17 protein-coding genes are annotated in these 21,969 nt (G+C 53.0%); 8 read left to right on the top strand and 9 right to left on the bottom strand.

Annotation, left to right across the window (positions count from 1 at the left end; genetic code table 11):
* Window positions 1-17: 17 nt before the first annotated feature.
* From ACJHYD_RS21850 to ptsP, 4 genes are all read right to left on the bottom strand, one after another.
* Window positions 18-635 (bottom strand): DUF1287 domain-containing protein, encoded by a 618-nt coding sequence (locus ACJHYD_RS21850; protein WP_000647907.1) that lies wholly within the window; start codon window positions 633-635, stop codon window positions 18-20.
* A 330-nt stretch (window positions 636-965) separates the two neighbouring features.
* On the bottom strand, window positions 966-2,069 hold the full coding sequence (gene gldA / locus ACJHYD_RS21845; RefSeq protein WP_000373992.1) for a bifunctional L-1,2-propanediol dehydrogenase/glycerol dehydrogenase: 1,104 nt from the start codon (window positions 2,067-2,069) through the stop codon (window positions 966-968).
* A 10-nt stretch (window positions 2,070-2,079) separates the two neighbouring features.
* Window positions 2,080-2,742, bottom strand: coding sequence for a fructose-6-phosphate aldolase (fsa, locus tag ACJHYD_RS21840; RefSeq protein ID WP_001550384.1), 663 nt, complete (start codon window positions 2,740-2,742; stop codon window positions 2,080-2,082).
* Between the two features lie 11 nt (window positions 2,743-2,753).
* On the bottom strand, window positions 2,754-5,255 hold the full coding sequence (ptsP, locus tag ACJHYD_RS21835; protein ID WP_001185146.1) for a phosphoenolpyruvate--protein phosphotransferase: 2,502 nt from the start codon (window positions 5,253-5,255) through the stop codon (window positions 2,754-2,756).
* Window positions 5,256-5,563: 308 nt separating this feature from the next.
* Between ptsP and ACJHYD_RS21830 the strand changes: the two genes are divergently transcribed.
* From ACJHYD_RS21830 to ACJHYD_RS21810, 5 genes are read left to right on the top strand one after another with little or no spacing between them, the layout of a single operon-like run.
* Window positions 5,564-6,643, top strand: coding sequence for a PTS fructose transporter subunit EIIC (locus ACJHYD_RS21830; protein WP_001004446.1), 1,080 nt, complete (start codon window positions 5,564-5,566; stop codon window positions 6,641-6,643).
* A 14-nt stretch (window positions 6,644-6,657) separates the two neighbouring features.
* Window positions 6,658-6,978: a PTS fructose-like transporter subunit IIB gene (locus ACJHYD_RS21825; protein ID WP_000161265.1), complete on the top strand. Its 321-nt coding sequence runs from the start codon at window positions 6,658-6,660 to the stop codon at window positions 6,976-6,978.
* A gap of 50 nt (window positions 6,979-7,028) precedes the next feature.
* Complete coding sequence (locus ACJHYD_RS21820) at window positions 7,029-9,326, top strand: formate C-acetyltransferase (RefSeq protein ID WP_001550385.1); 2,298 nt, start codon at window positions 7,029-7,031, stop codon at window positions 9,324-9,326.
* Window positions 9,292-10,170: a [formate-C-acetyltransferase]-activating enzyme gene (locus ACJHYD_RS21815; RefSeq protein WP_001550386.1), complete on the top strand. Its 879-nt coding sequence runs from the start codon at window positions 9,292-9,294 to the stop codon at window positions 10,168-10,170. The genes ACJHYD_RS21820 and ACJHYD_RS21815 overlap by 35 nt, the downstream gene beginning before the upstream one ends.
* Before the next feature lies 1 nt (window position 10,171).
* Window positions 10,172-10,513, top strand: a complete 342-nt coding sequence (locus ACJHYD_RS21810; RefSeq protein ID WP_000323849.1) for a PTS fructose-like transporter subunit IIB — start codon at window positions 10,172-10,174, stop codon at window positions 10,511-10,513.
* Here the strand turns inward: ACJHYD_RS21810 and ACJHYD_RS21805 are convergent.
* The 4 genes from ACJHYD_RS21805 to argE all read right to left on the bottom strand — a co-directional run bounded on the left by ACJHYD_RS21805 (window position 10,500) and on the right by argE (window position 17,520).
* Window positions 10,500-11,351, bottom strand: coding sequence for an AraC family transcriptional regulator (locus ACJHYD_RS21805; RefSeq protein ID WP_000274636.1), 852 nt, complete (start codon window positions 11,349-11,351; stop codon window positions 10,500-10,502). The genes ACJHYD_RS21810 and ACJHYD_RS21805 overlap by 14 nt on opposite strands.
* Before the next feature lie 148 nt (window positions 11,352-11,499).
* Window positions 11,500-13,233 (bottom strand): phosphoethanolamine transferase CptA, encoded by a 1,734-nt coding sequence (locus tag ACJHYD_RS21800; protein WP_000556304.1) that lies wholly within the window; start codon window positions 13,231-13,233, stop codon window positions 11,500-11,502.
* 182 nt (window positions 13,234-13,415) lie between these two features.
* On the bottom strand, window positions 13,416-16,067 hold the full coding sequence (gene ppc / locus ACJHYD_RS21795; protein WP_001005579.1) for a phosphoenolpyruvate carboxylase: 2,652 nt from the start codon (window positions 16,065-16,067) through the stop codon (window positions 13,416-13,418).
* A 301-nt stretch (window positions 16,068-16,368) separates the two neighbouring features.
* Window positions 16,369-17,520 carry an acetylornithine deacetylase gene (gene argE, locus ACJHYD_RS21790; protein WP_001550389.1) on the bottom strand — a complete coding sequence of 384 codons (1,152 nt, stop codon included), beginning with the start codon at window positions 17,518-17,520 and terminating at the stop codon, window positions 16,369-16,371.
* Between the two features lie 153 nt (window positions 17,521-17,673).
* On the opposite strand from argE, the gene argC reads away from it, so the two are divergent.
* From argC to argH, 3 genes are read left to right on the top strand one after another with little or no spacing between them, the layout of a single operon-like run.
* On the top strand, window positions 17,674-18,678 hold the full coding sequence (gene argC / locus ACJHYD_RS21785; protein WP_000935372.1) for an N-acetyl-gamma-glutamyl-phosphate reductase: 1,005 nt from the start codon (window positions 17,674-17,676) through the stop codon (window positions 18,676-18,678).
* Window positions 18,679-18,685: 7 nt separating this feature from the next.
* A complete protein-coding gene (argB, locus tag ACJHYD_RS21780) occupies window positions 18,686-19,462 on the top strand; it encodes an acetylglutamate kinase (protein WP_001362445.1) in 777 nt (258 codons plus the stop codon).
* Window positions 19,463-19,522: 60 nt separating this feature from the next.
* A complete protein-coding gene (gene argH / locus ACJHYD_RS21775) occupies window positions 19,523-20,896 on the top strand; it encodes an argininosuccinate lyase (RefSeq protein ID WP_001550390.1) in 1,374 nt (457 codons plus the stop codon).
* Window positions 20,897-20,945: 49 nt separating this feature from the next.
* Here the strand turns inward: argH and araD are convergent, their stop codons facing one another.
* Window positions 20,946-21,638 carry an L-ribulose-5-phosphate 4-epimerase gene (gene araD, locus ACJHYD_RS21770; protein ID WP_001550392.1) on the bottom strand — a complete coding sequence of 231 codons (693 nt, stop codon included), beginning with the start codon at window positions 21,636-21,638 and terminating at the stop codon, window positions 20,946-20,948.
* Between the last annotated feature and the right edge of the window lie 331 nt (window positions 21,639-21,969).

Genomic DNA, 21,969 nt, shown 5'->3' with positions numbered 1-21,969 from the left:
TCATGTGGGGCGATCGCTTATTTAACAAAATACCGATAGTGCCCCACCATCCGCCAGCTAAACAGCACGTCTTCTTCCTGCGCGCCTGCGCCAATGTTATGTATCACCAGCGGCGTACCGTCGCGGGCAAAGCCATCTGACACCACCCCAATATGCGCCAGCCCGTTATCCAGTCGCCAGGAGACAATATCGCCCGCTTGATAGTCACTGGGGTTCTTGCTGGTGGGGCGTGTTTTATCATGGCGGCTAAACCAGGTTTCCAGATTAGGCACCCGACGGTGATCGATGTTGCTGTCCGGGCGCTTTAACTGCCATTTTTGCGGGTACTCAGCAAAATTCTTCGCCATATCTTCGTGAACCAGTTTCTGCAAATCGACCTTCTGGCTGCGCAAGGCGCGGATCACCACATCGGAACATACGCCGCGTTCTTGCGGGACATCACCGCCAGGATAGGTAAGCTGCACATACGCCGGATCGTAAAATAGCGTGCTGCCGATTTGCTGTCTGGCACCGTCTGCGATGGCAAGGTTGGTGTTGGCCTGGATTTGTACCACGGTTGGTGGAACGGCCGGAGATTTTAAGGAGTTGCTGGTAAACGCCGTTAGCAGGCTGACCAGCGCCAGTGAAGCTTTCATCTGGTTCGTCCGTGAAAATAAGAGTCACAGATTCGACCTTCCGGGCTAACGATTGTTCTGTAGAGAAAATGTCCAGAAGCGGATAAAAAATTCCTGAACAACGTGTGAGTTTCAGACGGGTGATAACGTATAAAAAGTGCTCGAACAGTCCCCTCTCCCCTTTGGGGAGAGGGTTAGGGTGAGGGGAACAGGCCAGCTCCGGGGCGAATATTTACCCTCATCCCGACCCTCTCCCTGAAAGGGCGAGGGGGAAAAACATGCCCGCAGTGACGAGTGAGCCACTTTGCCTGCACTCTCAAACTCCCGGACAATCCGGGAGTTTGGAGTAGGTTATTCCCACTCTTGCAGGAAACGCTGACCGTACTGGTCGGCTACCAGCAGTGCAGCGTAAACCTGATCTGGCGTCGCGCCGCCAGGCATGTTGTGGATGGTTTCACCTTCTGCACATGCCGCTTCTGCCACAATTCGCATTTTCGCCGGGACATCTTCTTTAATATCCAGTTGAGCGAGAGTTATTGGCAAACCTACCGCATGGCTAAGTGCAGCTACGGTTTCGATTTCCTCCACCGGCGCATTTTCCAGAACCAGCTGCGTCAGCGTACCAAATGCCACTTTTTCACCGTGGTAATAGTGATGCGCGTCCGGGATAGCGGTCAGGCCGTTATGCACCGCGTGAGCCGCCGCCAGCCCGCCGCTTTCAAAACCAACGCCGCTCAAATAGGTGTTCGCTTCAATCACGCGCTCCAGCGCCGGAGTCACTACATGCTGTTCGGCGGCAAGCATCGCTTTTTCGCCTTCTTCCAGCAGAGTGTTGTAGCACAGTTCTGCCAGTGCCAGCGCCGCCTGGGTACACTTGCCGCCCGCCATAGTGGTCGCGCCGCTACGGGAACAGGCGCGTGCTTCAAACCAGGTTGCCAGCGCATCGCCGATACCCGCCGCTAACAGACGTGCAGGTGCGCCAGCGACGATTTTGGTGTCGACAATGACCATATTCGGGTTATTTGGCAACATCAGATAGCGGTCAAATTCACCATCATCGGTGTAGATAACAGACAATGCGCTGCACGGTGCGTCGGTAGAGGCGATAGTCGGTGCGATCGCTACCGGAACACCCATGAAATGTGCCAGTGCTTTGGCAGTATCGAGAGTTTTTCCGCCACCGATACCGAGAATTGCGCCACACTGCGCAGTCTCCGCGATGCCACGCAGACGGTCGATCTCATTTTGCGAACATTCACCGCCAAACGGCGCAATTTCTACTACCAGTCCAGCATCTTTAAAGCTTTTCTCGACAGTGGATTGAGCAAAACCTAAAACAAATTTGTCACCCACCACTAACCAGCGTTCTGCCAGCGGCTTCAGGTATTCGCCCAGACGATTAATCACATCAGCGCCCTGGATGTATTTACCCGGTGATTGAATAATGCGGTCCATAATTGCTCCTTTAGAGATGAGTAGTGCCAAATGCGGCATTCCAGTCGTGTTCGAACTTCTCTATAGCTGACTCTACCGCAGGGGTGTTGAGCATTTGTTGCGCTACATCTAAGGGCAGGGTGATGGATTCACATCCTGCCAGTAAACAGTCCAGCGCCTGACGCGGCGTTTTAAAGCTGGCCGCCAGCACCATGCTTTCTGGTGCGTGCATTTCTAACAGCGCTTGCAGCTCCTGAACCGTACGAATGCCGTCTCCGCCCTGGGCATCTACGCGGTTAACATACGGAGCAACGTATTTTGCCCCTGCCAGTGCGGCTAATAACCCTTGTGCGGCGCTATATACAGCGGTGCCAAGTATAGTAATACCCTCTTTTTTCAGTATTTTAATTGCTGCCAGACCTTCGGAAGTCACCGGGATTTTAACCACAATGCCCGGAATGGTGTCGCGCAGGCGCTTCGCTTCTTCCACCATTCCCTGCGCATCACGGCTCATGGTCTGAGCAAACAGAATGCCCTCATCACCGATCGCTTTTTGCAGGCGCGGCAGCACTTCCCAGATGGACTCCTTGCTGGCAGCGATAATGCTCGGGTTAGTTGTCACCCCGGCAATCGGGAATATACGTGCCAGACGTTCGACTTCTGCGACGTTAGCGGTGTCCAGATACAGTTCCATGATGTTTCCTTTTACAGTTCCAGTTCATGTTGCAGCAGGCTGGCGATAGCGTCGGCAGAGGCGGCGTTAACCAGCGCGTTACGGAATTCTTCGTGCATGATGCGGCGAGCGAGGCGCGAGAAAATGCGCATGTGCTGATCGCCCGCAGCATGTTTGTTCAGGGTTAACATAATGATGAATTGTGCTTCATCATCGCCCCAGCGCACCGGCGCTTGCAGACGCGCTACGCTGATGGTGGATTGCTCAATATGTTCCGATTTGCTGTGGGGAATGGCAAAACTAAAGCCCAGACCGGTAGAGAAAACGGCCTCGCGTGCCCACAAGTCGGCTTCCAGTTTACGCGGATAGCGGCAGCGGCCCGCCAGTAGCAGGTTATCGGTCATGCCTTTCAGCACTTCTTCTTTGCTGCGCCAGTCGCTTTCCAGCGTGATGCACTCGGCGGTGACCAGCGGCGCGTCCTGTTGGGTCATGCGGAATTGCGCCAGCAGGTGTTCCACTTCCAGCGAAGTACGGCAGGCCATTGCCTGGTTGAGCAACTGGCGGCATTCGCGGCTATCAAGTTGCGCCATCCGCGCTTTCGCCGCCGGAATTGATGGTGCGCTCATGCTCAGCTCATCCAGCCCTAAACCGACCAGCAACGGCAGCACGGAACCTTTCGCTCCCAGTTCACCGCACAGACCAATCCATTTGCCCTGGCGATGCACCGCCTGCACGGCGTAATCGAGCGCCCGTAAGAATGCCGGATTCAGGCTGTTGTAGTGACGAGTAACCTTAGCGTTATCGCGATCTACTGCCAGCAGATATTGCGTCAGGTCATTACTACCAATACTAAAGAAATCAATCTCTTCACAGCATTGATCGATGATGAACATCACCGACGGCACTTCAAGCATGATGCCAAGCTGGATCTTCTCATCAAACGGAATATGTTCATTGCGCAGTTGCTGTTTGGCTTCCGCCAGTTTTTCTTTCACCCATAAGATCTCTTCCATTGAAGAGATCATCGGGATCATGATTTTCAGGCTGCCGTGAGCGGAGGCACGGAGAATCGACCGTAGTTGTGTGGTAAATAACGACGCGTACTCTTCATAAATACGCACGGCGCGATAACCGAGGAACGGGTTTGCCTCTGCGGGAATGTTCAGATAATCAACGGGTTTGTCACCGCCAATATCCATAGTGCGCACAATAATGCTGCGTCCGTTGGCGGACTCCAGCGCCTGACAAAAAATGTTGTACAGCTCGCTTTCGCCCGGTGCGCTGGTGCGATCCATATAGAGCATTTCAGTGCGGAACAAACCAACTCCTTCCGCACCATTGCCGAATGCGGCCTGCGCTTCCACGGAGTGAGCGATGTTAGCAGCAATTTCAATGCGGATACCATCAGCGGTACGGGCTTGTTGGGTCAGCCAGACACGCTGTTGCTCACGCAGGGCATCCTGTACGCGGGCTTCTTGCTGATAATAACGGGCTACGGCTTCCCCTGGCTCAACCACAATCGCTCCGGCGTTGCCGTCGATATAAATCGTTTGATGTTGCCACGGGGTAAGGGCATCAATATCCACACCAACCAGCGTCGGAATGTTGAACGAACGGGCAAGAATTACGGTATGTGAGGTGGTGCCGCCGCTTTTGAGCAACAATCCTTTGAGGTGATTTTTATCCAGTTCGAGGAACTGGCTGGGGGTTAGTTCATCAGCCATACAAATGGCGGGCTGCGTCAGTTTGCCCGGTGCCGGGAAGCGTTGCTCACCGTAGATTTGCTGGAGTAACTGGAAGCAGACGTCGCGTACGTCCAGGGCGCGTTCTTGCAGGTAGCTGCTGCTGGAACGGGCGAACTCTTCGCAGAAGTGGTGTGCACTGGCGACAATCGCTTCGGCACAGCTTAATCCCTCGCTGACGCCTGCCAGTAAATGTTCGCGCAGGGAAGTATCGCCAGCCAGGGATCGGTGCGCTTCCAGAATCGCGCTGGTAGCACCGTCGCTATCCAGCAGACGAAACTCTATGTTTTTCAGTACCAGCGTCAGGCCGTTTTCCAGTGCGGATTGTTCGGCATCAACGCCTTTGGCAGCGGGAAGATTACCCAGCGCATTGAGATCTAAAGAAGAGATCGGCGTCAGAATGCCGCCTGCGCTACCGCTGCACACGGTGCGGGCGCGGATAATTCGCGGATTCAGATTGGTCAGTGAAACCGGCAGTGGTTCCAGTTCGTCAGATTTTACTTCCGCCAGCGGTGCGTCGCAGTGGGGGAATTCATCGCGCAGCCATTGGCTTAAACGCTGGTGCGCTTCCTGTTCGTCGGCCCCGGAAATCAGTAACTGGCAGTTATCGCCCACCAGCGTATCGGTGCCAATCAGCGCAAGGGCGCTTTTGGCGTTGCCCTTGCGGTCAGTGCGCAGGTTATGCCACTCAATTTGTGATGAAAAAGTATTACACAGCGTTTCAACGTGGCTTGCCGGGCGCGCATGTACGCCGTTAGGTAGCTCACAAATAAATTCCACAATCAGGGCCATTGCCTCTCTCCTGGTACGGTTTTCTGTTTACAGGATAAGAGCGCACGGCAACGGCCTGCCATGTGACAAATCTGCCAAAAGCTGGACAAATGTAATGTAACCGTCAATTTGCGACGCGTCTCACAAGACGCCGTTTTGCGGCATGCTTCCGGGTTGCCGCAAGTTATGAGGCGGATCGCATTTTTGTACTGATATTACAAAAGTCCAGTAAATGGCCTTTTTATCCACTGTTTGCTCCGCCTGCGATTGCCTATTGTTTCCTCCATCAAAAATATGGACATGGGCTTTTGCAAGCCCGGGAGCAGCTTATGAATGAGTTGGTGCAGATCCTGAAAAATACCCGTCAGCACTTAATGACGGGCGTTTCACACATGATTCCCTTCGTGGTATCGGGCGGTATTTTGCTGGCGGTTTCCGTCATGTTGTATGGCAAAGGCGCAGTGCCGGATGCCGTAGCCGATCCGAATCTGAAAAAACTGTTTGATATCGGCGTTGCAGGTTTGACGCTGATGGTGCCTTTCCTCGCTGCTTACATTGGTTATTCCATTGCAGAACGCTCTGCGCTGGCCCCGTGCGCTATCGGTGCCTGGGTCGGCAACAGCTTTGGTGCGGGCTTCTTTGGTGCGCTGATCGCCGGGATTATTGGCGGCATCGTGGTGCATTACCTGAAGAAAATTCCGGTGCATAAAGTTCTGCGCTCGGTGATGCCAATCTTCATCATTCCGATCGTCGGCACACTGATTACCGCAGGCATCATGATGTGGGGGCTGGGCGAGCCTGTGGGGGCATTGACCAACAGCCTGACTCAGTGGCTTCAGGGGATGCAGCAGGGCAGCATTGTTATGCTGGCGGTGATCATGGGTCTGATGCTGGCGTTCGATATGGGCGGTCCGGTTAACAAAGTGGCCTATGCCTTCATGCTGATTTGCGTTGCTCAGGGTGTATATACCGTGGTGGCCATTGCTGCCGTGGGTATTTGTATCCCGCCGCTGGGGATGGGGCTGGCGACGCTGATTGGTCGTAAAAATTTCTCCGCAGAAGAGCGCGAAACCGGCAAGGCGGCGTTGGTGATGGGGTGCGTTGGGGTTACTGAAGGGGCGATTCCTTTCGCCGCTGCCGATCCGCTGCGTGTTATTCCTTCCATCATGGTCGGTTCAGTTTGTGGTGCAGTAACTGCGGCGCTGGTCGGTGCGCAGTGCTATGCAGGCTGGGGCGGTCTGATTGTGCTGCCGGTGGTTGAAGGCAAGCTGGGTTATATCGCAGCAGTAGCTGTCGGAGCAGTGGTGACGGCTGTTTGTGTGAACGTGCTGAAAAGTCTGGCGCGTAAAAATGGGTCTTCGACTGATGAAAAAGAAGACGACCTGGATTTGGATTTTGAAATTAATTAATTGAGGAACGAGCCATGACGAAAATTATTGCAGTAACCGCGTGTCCATCTGGTGTTGCCCATACCTATATGGCGGCAGAGGCGCTGGAAAGTGCCGCGAAAGCGAAAGGCTGGGAAGTGAAAGTAGAAACCCAGGGCTCGATTGGTCTGGAAAATGAACTGACTGCGGAAGACGTGGCGAGCGCCGATATGGTGATTCTGACCAAAGATATCGGCATCAAGTTTGAAGAGCGTTTTGCTGGCAAGACCATCGTGCGCGTCAACATCAGCGACGCGGTAAAACGCGCTGATGCCATTATGAGCAAAATTGAAGCTCACCTGGCACAAACCGCTTAAGTTCTTATCCCGCCCGTAAGGGCGGGTTCGCTTTCCCACAGGAGTTCCTCATGACGAATCGTATCTCTCGCCTCAAAACTGCACTGTTTGCCAATACCCGTGAAATCTCGCTGGAGCGGGCGCTGCTTTATACCGCCAGCCATCGGCAAACCGAAGGCGAACCGGTGATATTGCGCCGGGCGAAAGCAACAGCGCATATCCTTGAACATGTTGAAATTTCGATTCGTGATGAAGAACTGATTGCCGGTAACCGTACGGTGAAACCGCGCGCCGGAATTATGTCGCCGGAAATGGACCCTTACTGGCTGCTGAAAGAGCTGGATCAATTCCCGACGCGTCCGCAGGACCGCTTTGCTATCAGCGAAGAAGATAAACGTATCTACCGCGAAGAGTTGTTCCCGTACTGGGAAAAACGTTCGATGAAAGATTTCATTAACGGGCAGATGACGGATGAAGTAAAAGCCGCGACCAGCACGCAGATTTTCAGCATCAACCAGACGGATAAAGGCCAGGGGCACATTATTATTGATTACCCGCGCCTGCTGAATCACGGGCTGGGTGAGCTGGTGGCACAGATGCAGCAACATTGTCAGCAACAGCCGGAGAATCACTTTTATCAGGCAGCGCTGTTACTGCTGGAAGCCTCGCGGAAACACATTCTGCGTTACGCTGAACTGGCGGAAACGATGGCGGCAAACTGCACAGATGCCCAGCGTCGCGAAGAACTGCTGACTATTGCGGAGATCTCCCGCCATAACGCCGAACATAAGCCGCAGACGTTCTGGCAGGCGTGCCAGTTATTCTGGTACATGAACATCATTCTGCAATACGAATCCAACGCCAGTTCTCTGTCTTTAGGGCGCTTCGACCAGTATATGTTGCCGTTCTATCAGGCATCATTAACCCAGGGCGAAGATCCGGCGTTCCTGAAAGAACTGCTCGAATCTTTATGGGTGAAATGCAACGACATCGTGCTGTTGCGCTCCACCAGTAGCGCGCGTTATTTCGCCGGTTTCCCGACCGGCTATACCGCACTGCTCGGCGGGTTAACCGAGAACGGACGTAGCGCGGTGAACGTACTTTCGTTCCTCTGTCTCGACGCCTATCAAAGTGTGCAATTACCGCAACCGAACCTGGGGGTGCGCACTAACGCCTTGATCGACACGCCGTTCCTGATGAAAACCGCAGAAACTATTCGCCTCGGTACCGGTATTCCGCAAATCTTTAACGATGAAGTGGTGGTGCCAGCGTTCCTCAACCGTGGCGTTTCGCTGGAAGATGCGCGCGACTATTCCGTAGTGGGCTGCGTGGAATTATCTATTCCCGGCAGAACCTACGGCTTGCATGACATCGCGATGTTTAACCTGCTGAAAGTGATGGAAATCTGCCTGCATGAAAATGAAGGCAACGCTGCGCTGACTTATGAAGGTTTACTGGAACAGATCCGCGCCAAGATCAGCCACTACATCACCCTGATGGTAGAGGGCAGCAATATTTGTGATATCGGCCATCGCGACTGGGCACCTGTACCGCTGCTCTCATCGTTTATCAGCGATTGTCTGGAAAAAGGCCGCGATATTACCGATGGCGGTGCGCGTTATAACTTCTCCGGCGTACAGGGGATCGGTATCGCCAACCTGAGCGATTCTCTCCATGCGTTGAAAGGTATGGTTTTTGAGCAACAGCGTTTAAGTTTTGACGAATTGCTGTCGGTATTAAAAGCCAACTTCGCAACGCCAGAAGGCGAAAAAGTCCGTGCTCGCTTAATTAACCGCTTCGAGAAATACGGTAACGATATCGACGAGGTGGATAACATCAGCGCCGAACTGTTACGCCACTACTGCAAAGAAGTGGAAAAATACCAGAACCCGCGCGGCGGCTACTTCACGCCGGGATCGTATACCGTTTCGGCTCACGTCCCGTTGGGATCGGTGGTTGGCGCGACGCCAGACGGTCGTTTTGCCGGGGAACAGCTGGCAGACGGCGGCTTGTCACCTATGCTGGGTCAGGACGCACAAGGGCCAACGGCGGTACTGAAGTCAGTCAGTAAGCTCGATAATACGCTGCTGTCTAACGGTACGTTGCTGAACGTGAAATTCACTCCGGCGACCCTGGAAGGTGAAGCGGGATTACGCAAACTGGCCGACTTCTTACGGGCGTTTACCCAGCTTAAGTTACAACATATTCAGTTTAACGTGGTGAACGCCGACACGTTGCGGGAAGCGCAACAGCGCCCACAAGATTATGCCGGGCTGGTGGTGCGCGTTGCCGGATACAGCGCCTTCTTTGTCGAACTGTCGAAGGAGATCCAGGATGACATCATCCGCCGGACAGCGCATCAGCTGTAACGTTGTGGAAACGCGCCGCAATGATGTGGCGCGCATTTTCAACATTCAGCGTTATTCACTGAATGACGGCGAGGGCATTCGTACGGTGGTCTTTTTTAAAGGCTGTCCACATCTTTGCCCGTGGTGTGCTAATCCGGAATCGATCTCCGGCAAAATCCAGACTGTACGCAGAGAGGCGAAATGTCTGCACTGTGCGAAATGTTTGCGTGATGCGGATGAATGCCCCTCCGGGGCGTTTGAACGGATTGGTCGCGATATCAGCCTTGACGCGCTGGAACGGGAAGTGATGAAAGATGACATTTTCTTTCGCACGTCCGGCGGCGGCGTCACGCTTTCTGGCGGCGAAGTGTTAATGCAGGCGGAATTTGCTACCCGTTTTTTACAGCGACTGCGGCTGTGGGGTGTGTCATGTGCCATTGAAACTGCCGGAGACGCGCCAGCCAGCAAGCTGTTACCGCTGGCGAAATTGTGCGATGAAGTGTTGTTCGATTTAAAAATTATGGACGCGACTCAGGCGCGGGATGTGGTGAAGATGAACCTGCCACGCGTGCTGGAGAATCTGCGTTTGCTGGTGAGTGAGGGCGTCAACGTGATCCCGCGTTTACCGTTGATCCCTGGTTTCACGCTCAGCCGGGAGAATATGCAGCAGGCGCTGGACGTGCTGATCCCGCTGAATATCAAGCAGATCCATCTGTTACCGTTTCATCAGTACGGCGAGCCGAAATACCGCCTGCTGGGGAAAACATGGTCGATGAAAGAGGTTGCTGCGCCGTCGTCAGCCGATGTGGCAACGATGCGTGAAATGGCAGAACGGGCCGGATTTCAGGTTACCGTGGGAGGTTAAAATGGCATACCTGGTGGCAGTAACCGCCTGCGTAAGCGGCGTGGCGCATACATATATGGCGGCGGAACGGCTGGAAAAGTTGTGCCAGTTAGAGAAGTGGGGCGTCAGCATTGAAACCCAGGGCGCGTTGGGAACGGAGAATCGTTTAGCGGACGAGGATATCCGCCGGGCGGATGTTGCGCTGTTGATTACGGATATCGAGCTTGCCGGTGCTGAGCGATTTGAACATTGCCGCTATGTGCAATGCAGCATCTACGCTTTCCTGCGTGAGCCGCAGCGGGTGATGAGCGCGGTACGCAAAGTGCTTTCTGCGCCGCAGCAAACCCATCTCATTCTGGAGTAGTCGGTTTTTCTGTCAGTTGGCTGTGGTACTGCCGACGATATTCCGACGGTGAGCGTTCGGTATTTTTACGAAACAGACGGCAGAAGTAGTTGCTGTCGACAAAGCCGCAGGCGTGCGCCACTTCTTTTACCTTCAGGTCATAGCCTTTCAATAACGTCTTAGCGTGCTCCAGTCGCGTGTGATTGAGGTATTCGTTAAAACCAATGGCCCCCGTTTTTTGAAACAGGTGCGAGAGGTAATTTGGCGAAATATAGAATGCCTGTGCGACAGATTCGCGGGTAAGCGCGGAGGCATAGCGTTCGTCGATATAATCACGAATAGCTTCAAATAGTGCCTGACTGCGTGAGGCGGTCTGGATTTGGCTGCCAAGCAAATCGCGGCAGTGGCTAAGCAGGCTGGCGACGATAAGCCTTGCCGTTTGCTGCTCCTGCGGCTGCATTTGCATTTCATTGAGCGTTTGTAGCAGAAAAGAACCTATGCGTGGGCCGCGCCGGGCGACGTGTTGCTTCGCCAGATTTTGATATTGTTTGCCATCCCATTGCACGACGCTGAAGCCGAGTTGCTGTTTGCCAAACAGCACGCTAAAGGTAGTGGCGGGGGCTTGCCATTGTGGAAAATTCCAGCCACCAGCAGGAACGTACAGCACATCGCCGGGAACTAACGTTGCTCCAGCGCCGGTATCAACAAACTCACCTTCCAGCACAATTTCCAGCCGTGGAAAATCGACCTGATACGCGAGATCGGGGACCGGACCGTTGCTGCTGGCAAAGTAAATCTGGCGCAGGGACAGCGGGCCGTTGATCAGGCGGGAGAGCAGATAGCTGACGTCGTGATACATGTTATTCCCTTAGCTATGTAGACGGGAAAACAGTAACTGGCATTATGAAAAAAGGCCACCTGAAAAGTGTGGCCTGAGGGGAGTTCGATGTAAACATTGCGGCAGTATCGCATCCGGCAAATAGCGCCAGACGCGATACAAAGGTCATTTACTGATTACCTACCTGGTCGCCATATGGCAGCGTGTCGTAATCGATCAGCGCGTTTTTCTTGTACGGGTTACCAATCCAGCGGGTAGTTTCTTTGAACTGCGGATTCACCACTGAACGGGTTGGATCGTAACCGTCGTAAGATAAGCCCGCCAAATCTGACCAGGTGTGGATCAGTTCCGCAAGGCTGTATTTACGATCAACATCCTGCGAGAAATCACGCGGATGAGTCGCTTGCCATTTTTCCGACGTCCACAGCAGGAACGGAATGGTGTACATATGACGCGTCGGGTTGTCTTCGTTACGCCCCTGAGTTTTGTGCGGCGGCGTGTCGTAAACCTCTTCACCGTGGTCAGAGAAGTAAACCAGGAAACCGTTCGGGTCTGCTGCTTTAAAGTCTTTAATCAGGCTGGCAACCACATGATCGTTATACAGGTTAGCGTTGTCATAATCGTTATATGACTCCAGCTCTTCCGCGTTTAATCCCGGCGGAACATGATCGGTATTGCCATCAAACTTGCCCTGATTTTCCGGGTAGCGGTATTTGTATTTGATATGCGTACCCAGCAGATGAACGATGATCAGTTTCTTCGGCGCAGGGTCATTCAGCACTTCCTGGAACGGCTTCAGCACGTTGGTGTCGTATTCACGCGCACTCTGCGTACGTTGCTGGTTCATGTAGTACTGCTTGTCGGTCTGGCGCGAAAATACCGTCAGCATGGTATTGCGGGCGGTCATCGTCTGCTGGTTGGTGATCCAGAAGGTTTTATAACCCGCCTGTTTCATCATGTTCATCAGCGACGGCTGTGTCAGGTACAGGTCCGGGTTCTTTTCATTGGCAAAGGTCAGCGCCTGTTGCAGGATTTCAATGGTGTACGGACGAGACGTCACCACGTTATTAAACACGGTCAGATTCGGATCGGTTTTATGCAGCGCATCCAGCTCCGGCGTGGTTTCACGCGGATAACCGTACAGACTCATGCGGCCACGCTGGGTCGACTCGCCAATCACCAGCACTAAGGTGCGCGGTTCGTTACCCGATTCATCTTTGAAATTCGCCAGCGGCGGCAAGGCATTATTTTCATTCAGTAGCTTTGTTAGCGAGTTTAGTTGCTGACGATACTGATAATAGCCGGTCAGGAATTGCCACGGTGCGGCAGGCTCCATACGCGATGCCAGGTTATCCAACGTTTTCTCAAACGGCTTGTTCTTGATAAACGTATTCATGGCGATCGGATGCAGAATCAAGCCATAAAGTAGGGCAAAAGAGACAACATAACGCCACGGCTTTGGAATATAGACCGGGCGCAGGCGTGTCCACAGCAGAACTGCCACTGCCGTATAGGCCAGCGCGATAAGCACAATTTTCAGGCTGAAATACTGGCTTAAATACTCGCTGGCTTCGTTGGTGTTGGTTTCGAACATCACAAACAGAACGCTCTGCGAGAACTCCTGACCGTAGATGACGTAGTAGCACAGCGCCGCCAGAGAGGCCGCCCATAGCACCACGCCGATTACTGCGGCAATAATTTTAATCCGCTTCGGAAAGAGGAATACCGGGATCAACCACAGCGAACTGAATAACAGCGAGTCGCGAATGCCATTAGTGCCACTATAACCACTGATGTAAATAATGGCCTGTAGCAGAGTAGAGAAAAACCAAAAGTAGAGCAGTGCCCAACCCAGGGCTTTCCAGCTAAAAAGAGGTTTAGCCTGGACTTCTGTGGAATGCATAGTAAGAACCTGTCTTGAAAAAAATATCGCCGAATGTACCGACAATTCCTTAAGGATATCTGAAGGGATATCCAGAATTTGAATAAAATGCAGACAGAAATATATTGAAAACGAGGGTGTTAGAACAGAAGTATTTCAGAAAACCCTCGCGCAAAAGCACGAGGGTTTGCAGGAGGGGAAGATTAGCCGGTATTACGCATGCCTGCCGCAATCCCGGCAATAGTGACCATTAACGCCTGCTCGACGCGAGGATCCGGTTCCTGGCCTTCTTTTTCTGCCTGGCGGGAGCGGTGCAGCAACTCGGCCTGCAATACGTTCAGCGGGTCGGTGTAAATATTCCGTAGCTGAATAGACTCTGCAATCCACGGCAGATCGGCCATCAGATGGGAATCGTTGGCAATCGCCAGCACCACTTTGATGTCTTCTTCTTGCAGATTGCGTAACTCTTTACCTAACGGCCACAGTGCTTTGTCTACCAGACGTTGATCATAGTATTCCGCCAGCCACAGGTCTGCTTTGGCGAAGACCATCTCCAGCATGCCGAGACGCGTCGAGAAGAATGGCCAATCGCGGCACATAGCCTCCAGCTCGCTCTGTTTGCCATCTTCGACCACTTTTTGCAGCGCCGTACCTGCACCCAGCCAGGCGGGGAGCATCAGGCGGTTTTGCGTCCAGGCGAAGATCCACGGAATGGCGCGCAGTGACTCAACGCCACCGGTCGGGCGACGTTTGGCCGGACGTGAACCCAACGGCAGTTTGCCCAGTTCCTGTTCCGGCGTAGCGGAGCGGAAGTAAGGCACAAAATCTTTGTTTTCACGTACGTAGCCACGGTAGAGATCGCAGGAGATGACTGACAGTTCATCCATAATGCGACGCCAGCTCTCTTTCGGCTCAGGTGGTGGCAGCAGGTTGGCTTCCAGAATCGCCCCGGTGTACAGCGACAGGCTGCTGACGGTGATTTCTGGCAGACCATATTTAAAGCGGATCATCTCGCCCTGTTCAGTCACGCGCAGGCCACCTTTCAGGCTTCCTGGCGGTTGTGACAGCAGCGCCGCATGAGCAGGTGCGCCGCCACGACCAATGGAACCGCCGCGACCGTGGAACAACGTCAGCTCAATACCCGCTTTTTCGCAGGTTTTGATTAATGCATCCTGTGCCTGATATTGCGCCCAGGAAGCTGCCATCACGCCCGCATCTTTTGCTGAGTCGGAATAGCCAATCATCACCATCTGTTTGCCCTGAATCAGGCCGCGATACCAGTCGATATTGAGCAGCTGGGTCATGACATCGTTGGCGTTGTTCAGGTCATCGAGGGTTTCAAACAGCGGAGCAACCGGCATTGCAAACCCGATACCCGCTTCTTTCAGCAGCAGGTGGACAGCCAGCACGTCGGACGGCGTTTTCGCCATCGAGATCACGTAGGCGGCAATGGAGCCTTGCGGCGCTTCGGCAATCACCTGGCAGGTATCGAGCACTTCGCGCGTTTCGGCGCTTGGTTGCCAGTTGCGCGGCAGAAGCGGACGTTTGGAGTTCAGTTCGCGGATCAGGAACGCCTGTTTGTCGGCCTCTGACCAGCTTTCGTAGTCGCCGATACCGAGGTAGCGGGTCAGCTCGCCCAGCGCTTCGGTATGACGTGTGCTCTCCTGACGGATATCAATACGGACCAGCGGTACGCCGAAACATTTCACGCGGCGCAGGGTGTCGAGCAGATCGCCGTTGGCGATAATACCCATGCCACACGCCTGAAGTGACTGGTAGCAAGCGTAGAGCGGTTCCCACAGTTCTTCGTTTTGTGTCAGCAGGCCTTCTGGTTTTGGCAGTTCTTCGCCTTTCAGGCGCGCTTCCAGCCATGCCTGTGTCGCCATCAGGCGAGAACGCAGGTTTTTCATCAGATAGCGATACGGTTCTGCGGCACCTTCTTCGCCAACCAGCGCCAGCAGTTCAGGGGTCGCTTCAACCATCGACAGTTCAGAAACCAGAACCTGAATATCTTTCAGGAACAGATCGGTGGCTTTCCAGCGGCTGAGTAGCAGGACGTGGCGGGTGATATCGGCAGTGACGTTTGGGTTGCCGTCGCGGTCACCGCCCATCCACGAGGTAAAACGCACCGGAACAAATTCGACGGGCAGTTTGTAGCCGAGGTTCTCTTCCAGTTGTTCGTTCAGTTCGCGCAGGTAATTCGGTACGCCTTGCCACAGGCTGTTTTCTACTACGGCAAAGCCCCATTTGGCTTCATCTACCGGGCTTGGACGCAGCTTACGGATTTCATCGGTATGCCATGACTGGGCGATCAACTGGCGCAGGCGGCGCATCAGCTGGTTGTGTTCGTAGTCAGCGATATCTTTGTTATCGAGCTGTTTTAAACAGGCGTTCACTTCCACCATTTTGTGGATCAGTGTACGACGGGTAATTTCGGTTGGGTGAGCCGTGAGGACCAGTTCCAGCGACAGCGATTCCACTGCTTTTTTGATGGTGTCTTCGCTCAGTTCCGGCTGGTTTTTCAGTTTACGCAGGGTGCGGGCGATCACTTCCGGGTTGCTGGCAGCTTCGCCTTTCGGCGAAATGCTGTGGTATTGCTCGGCGGTGTTGGCCAGGTTCAGGAACTGACTAAACGCACGCGCAACGGGCAGCAGCTCGTCGTTCGACAAATTTTGTAAGGTGGTGAGCAACTCCTGGCGGTTAGCATCATTGCCAGCGCGTGAAGATTTCGACAACTTACGGATAGTTTCTACGCGTTCAAGAATGTGTTCTCCCAACGCATCCTTGATGGTTTCTCCCAGCACTTTGCCGAGCATACTGACATTACTACGCAATGCGGAATATTGTTCGTTCATATTACCCCAGACACCCCATCTTATCATTTGATAGCCCTGTATCCTTCACGTCGCATTGGCGCGAATATGCTCGGGCTTTGCTTTTCGTCGTCTTTTATAAAGCCACGTAAAAGCGGTGACGTCAAATGCTGCGAAATCGCTTCAGCAAACGAATAAATAGCAGGAATTTACGCCATTAAATTCACGACGCTTTAAATAAGCGTAACTTATGGGAATGTTAAAAAATCGTCTCAATTAACACCAAAGGTGTAGGTCGGATAAGATGTGCAAGCATCGCATCCGACATTGTTTGGCCTACGTTTTAATGCCAGCAAAAATGGTGAATCACCTGGGTGATCAGTTCGCGGGTGGGCTTGATAAACCTCGTCTCCAGATATTCATCAGGCTGATGAGCCTGATTAATTGAGCCAGGCCCCAGAACCAGCGTCGGGCATAACGTTTGAATAAACGGCGCTTCGGTACAGTAATTCACCACTTCGGTCTTTGCTCCGAGCAATTTCTCAACCACTTCAACCAGTTGATGATTCGGTGGGCATTCATAGCCAGGGATCGGCGGATGCAGCTCGTCGACCGTCAGACGACCCGGCCAGCGTTCGCTCACTGGAGCCAATGCATCGTTGAGCAAACCATTAAGTTCATTGAGTGTCATGCCTGGCAGCGGACGAATATCCATATGCAACTCACAGCAAGCGCAAATACGGTTAGAAGCGTCGCCACCGTGGATATGCCCGAGGTTGAGCGTAGGGTATGGCACGGTAAACGCTTCGTAGTGATAACGTTCTTTCAGGTTATCGCGCAATTGCAAAATATGCCCGATGGCGTCGTGCATTAGTTCGATAGCGTTAACTCCGCGTGCTGGATCGCTGGAGTGCCCCGACTGGCCCTGAATACGGATGGCGTTAGAGATATGACCTTTATGTGCGCGTACCGGTTGTAGTGACGTCGGTTCGCCAATGATGGCACAATCCGGGCGCAGGGCAGTAGTTTCGGCAAAATAACGCGCTCCGGCCATACTGGTTTCTTCATCGGCAGTCGCCAGAATGTAGAGCGGTTTTTTCAGTTTCGTGACGTCGACATCGCGTAGCGCATCAAGGATAAACGCAAAAAAGCCTTTCATGTCGGCGGTGCCTAAGCCGTAAAGCTTGCCGTCATGCTCCGTCAGTGTAAACGGATCGCGCGTCCAGCGTCCGTCATCAAATGGCACCGTATCGGTATGCCCCGCCAGCAACAAGCCGCCAGCCCCCTGTCCGCAACTGGCCAGCATATTAAATTTGTTGCGAGTTCCTGGCACAGGCTGCACTTCCACATTGAAGCCTAAATTTTTAAACCAGTCCGCCAGCAGAGTGATTAAATCTGCATTGCTTTGATCGAGTGCCTCTTCCGTGGCGCTTATTGAAGGTGTGGCAATCAGAGCACGGTAAATCTCGATAAATGGCGGTAATTTGTTTTTCATTGTTGACACACCTCTGGTCATGATAGTATCAATATTCATGCAGTATTTATGAATAAAAATACACTAACGTTGAGCGTAATAAAACCCACCAGCCGTAAGGTGAATGTTTTACGTTTAACCTGGCAACCAGACATAAGAAGGTGAATAGCCCCGATGTTGAATACGCTGATTGTGGGTGCCAGCGGCTACGCTGGCGCAGAGCTAGTGACCTATGTAAATCGCCATCCGCATATGAACATAACCGCTTTGACTGTTTCAGCGCAAAGCAATGATGCGGGAAAGTTAATCTCCGATTTGCATCCGCAGCTAAAAGGCATCGTTGATCTGCCGTTGCAGCCGATGTCGGATATCAGCGAGTTTAGCCCAGGGGTGGACGTGGTGTTTCTCGCCACCGCCCATGAAGTTAGCCACGATTTAGCGCCGCAATTTCTTGAAGCGGGCTGCGTGGTGTTCGACCTTTCCGGCGCGTTTCGTGTTAACGACGCCACCTTCTATGAAAAATATTACGGCTTTACCCATCAATACCCGGAACTGTTGGAACAGGCAGCCTACGGTCTGGCGGAGTGGTGCGGTAATAAATTAAAAGAAGCGAACTTGATTGCGGTGCCGGGCTGTTATCCGACGGCGGCACAGCTGGCGCTGAAACCGTTGATTGATGCCGATCTTCTTAACCTCAATCAGTGGCCGGTGATCAACGCCACCAGCGGCGTGAGCGGTGCGGGACGTAAGGCAGCGATTTCAAATAGTTTTTGTGAAGTTAGCCTGCAACCGTATGGCGTCTTTACTCATCGCCATCAACCAGAGATCGCCACACACCTCGGTGCTGACGTTATCTTCACCCCACATCTGGGCAATTTCCCGCGCGGCATTCTCGAAACCATTACCTGCCGCCTGAAATCGGGTGTGACCCAGGCGCAAGTCGCGCAAGCGTTACAGCAGGCGTATGCCCATAAACCGCTGGTGCGGCTGTATGACAAAGGCGTTCCGGCGCTGAAAAATGTCGTTGGGCTGCCATTTTGCGATATCGGGTTTGCCGTTCAGGGCGAGCATTTGATTATTGTGGCGACCGAAGACAACTTACTGAAAGGCGCGGCGGCACAAGCGGTACAGTGCGCCAATATTCGTTTCGGCTATGCGGAAACGCAGTCTCTTATTTAAGGGTGCAATGATGAATCCATTAATTATCAAACTGGGCGGCGTACTGCTGGATAGTGAAGAGGCGCTGGAACGTCTGTTTAGCGCACTGGTGAATTATCGTGAGTCGCATCAGCGTCCGCTGGTGATTGTGCACGGCGGCGGTTGCGTGGTGGATGAGCTGATGAAAGGGCTGAATCTGCCGGTGAAAAAGAAAAACGGCCTGCGGGTGACGCCTGCTGATCAGATTGACATTATCACCGGAGCACTGGCGGGAACGGCAAATAAAACCCTGCTGGCATGGGCGAAGAAACATCAGATTGCGGCCGTAGGTTTGTTTCTCGGTGACGGCGACAGCGTCAAAGTGACCCAGCTTGATGAAGAGTTAGGCCATGTTGGACTGGCGCAGCCAGGTTCGCCTAAGCTTATCAACACATTGCTGGAGAACGGTTATCTGCCGGTGGTCAGCTCCATTGGCGTAACAGACGAAGGGCAACTGATGAACGTCAATGCTGACCAGGCAGCGACGGCGCTGGCGGCAACGCTGGGCGCGGATCTGATTTTGCTCTCCGACGTCAGTGGCATTCTCGACGGCAAAGGGCAACGCATTGCCGAAATGACTGCCGCGAAAGCAGAACAACTGATTGAGCAGGGCATTATTACTGACGGCATGATAGTGAAAGTGAACGCGGCGCTGGATGCTGCGCGCACGCTGGGCCGCCCGGTGGATATCGCCTCCTGGCGTCATGCGGAACAGCTTCCGGCACTGTTTAACGGTATGCCGATGGGTACGCGGATTTTAGCTTAAGTTTTGTTAGCCGGAGGCGCAGCTTTCCGGCATTAAATTTCAAAATAAGGAAACAGAGTTATGGCACTTTGGGGCGGGCGTTTTACCCAGGCAGCAGATCAACGGTTCAAACAATTCAACGACTCACTGCGTTTTGATTACCGTCTGGCGGAGCAGGATATTGTTGGCTCTGTGGCCTGGTCCAAAGCCCTGGTAACGGTCGGTGTGCTGACCGCAGAAGAACAGGCGCAACTGGAAGAGGCGCTGAACGTGCTGCTGGAAGATGTTCGCGCCAGGCCACAACAAATCCTTGAAAGCGACGCCGAAGATATCCATAGCTGGGTGGAAGGCAAACTGATCGACAAAGTGGGTCAGTTAGGCAAAAAACTGCACACCGGGCGTAGCCGTAATGATCAGGTAGCGACTGACCTGAAACTGTGGTGCAAAGATACCGTTAGCGAGTTGCTGACGGCTAACCGGCAGCTGCAATCGGCGCTGGTGGAAAACGCACAAAACAATCAGGACGCGGTGATGCCAGGTTACACTCACCTGCAACGCGCCCAGCCGGTGACGTTCGCGCACTGGTGCCTGGCCTATGTTGAGATGTTGGCGCGTGATGAAAGCCGCTTGCAGGATGCGCTTAAGCGTCTGGATGTCAGCCCGTTAGGCTGTGGCGCACTGGCGGGAACGGCCTATGAAATCGACCGTGAACAGTTAGCAGGCTGGCTGGGATTTGCCTCAGCGACCCGTAACAGTCTCGACAGCGTTTCTGACCGTGACCACGTGCTGGAACTGCTTTCTGCTGCCGCTATCGGCATGGTGCATCTGTCGCGTTTTGCTGAAGATCTGATTTTCTTTAACACCGGCGAAGCGGGGTTTGTCGAGCTTTCTGACCGCGTGACTTCTGGTTCATCATTGATGCCGCAGAAGAAAAACCCGGATGCGCTGGAGCTGATTCGCGGTAAATGCGGTCGTGTGCAGGGCGCGTTAACCGGCATGATGATGACGCTGAAAGGTTTGCCGCTGGCTTACAACAAAGATATGCAGGAAGACAAAGAAGGTCTGTTCGACGCGCTCGATACCTGGCTGGACTGCCTGCATATGGCGGCGCTGGTGCTGGACGGCATTCAGGTGAAGCGTCCGCGTTGCCAGGAAGCGGCGCAGCAGGGGTATGCGAACGCCACTGAACTGGCGGATTACCTGGTGGCGAAAGGCGTGCCGTTCCGCGAGGCGCATCATATTGTGGGTGAAGCGGTGGTGGAAGCCATTCGTCAGGGCAAACCGCTGGAAGATCTGCCGCTCAGTGAGTTGCAGAAATTCAGCCAGGTGATTGGCGAAGATGTCTATCCGATTCTGTCGCTGCAATCGTGCCTCGACAAGCGTGCGGCAAAAGGCGGTGTCTCACCGCAGCAGGTGGCGCAGGCGATTGCTTTTGCGCAGGCGCGGTTGGGGTAAGTCCTGGGCGATTCGTGGCCTGGCAAAACGCCAGGCCATGCTTAGAGGGTTACTGCCCGTAATAAGCATTGGCACCATGCTTGCGTAAAAAATGCTTATCCAGTAGAGGCTGTTGAATAGCCGTAAGATGAGGGTGTAGCTGTTGTGTAAAGAGATTCATATAGGCGATTTCTTCAAGTACAACGGCGTTATGCACGGCGTTCGCGGGATCAGTTCCCCAGGCAAAGGGGCCATGACTGTTTACTAAAACAGCCGGAATGTCAGCGGGAGATATTTCTCGTTGTCTGAACGTTTCAATAATCACTCGCCCCGTTTCATATTCATATTGTCCATTAATTTCGTCATCCTTCATGGGGCGTGTACAGGGGATAATGCCGTAGAAATAATCTGCATGGGTTGTCCCAAAGGCCGTGAGATCTTTTCCGGCCTGAGCCCATATTGTGGCGTGTCGGGAATGGGTATGAACGATACCTCCAATATCCGGGAAAGCACGGTATAGCGCCAGATGAGTATCTGTGTCTGAAGAGGGTTTCCTGTGTCCATCAATAACTTCACCACTTTGTAAATCCACTACCACCATATCTGCAATGCCCATTTGGCTGTATTCGACCCCAGAAGGTTTAATAACCATGACACCTTTTTCGCGCTCAATACCGCTAACATTTCCCCAGGTAAACGTCACTAACTGATGAAGGGGTAGTGATAAATTCGCAGCAAGAACTTTTTCCTTTAGCGTATCCATTTTTAACTCCACGATAATCTGTATGTATTATATAAATAAACTTTAACTTTTGGGTTTTGGCTATTTTTGCTCGTAAGTTATGTTGCCTAAATTACGCTGAATATAAGAAATGTAAAATATTCAAGGCATGTAAGAAGGCAATGAAAGAGGGTAAGTGGGCGTAAACGGTTTTATTCGGGCGTATTCGGTCATGAATGGAAGAGATTGCTATGCCCGATTATTTTTGTTTTTGTATTTAAATTTTTCGTTAGGTGACAGAATAAAGCTTATTTAGTGACGTATATCTCAAAAAAATGTCCAATAGTAGAATATTCTCAATTTAATTTGTGAT

Origin of the sequence: Escherichia sp. WS1368 (genome assembly GCF_046487485.1) — a bacterium.
In the GTDB taxonomy this organism is placed as follows: domain Bacteria; phylum Pseudomonadota; class Gammaproteobacteria; order Enterobacterales; family Enterobacteriaceae; genus Escherichia; species Escherichia coli.
The sequence above is the reverse complement of the archived record's forward strand: the minus strand, read 5'-3'. Positions and strand labels throughout refer to the sequence as shown.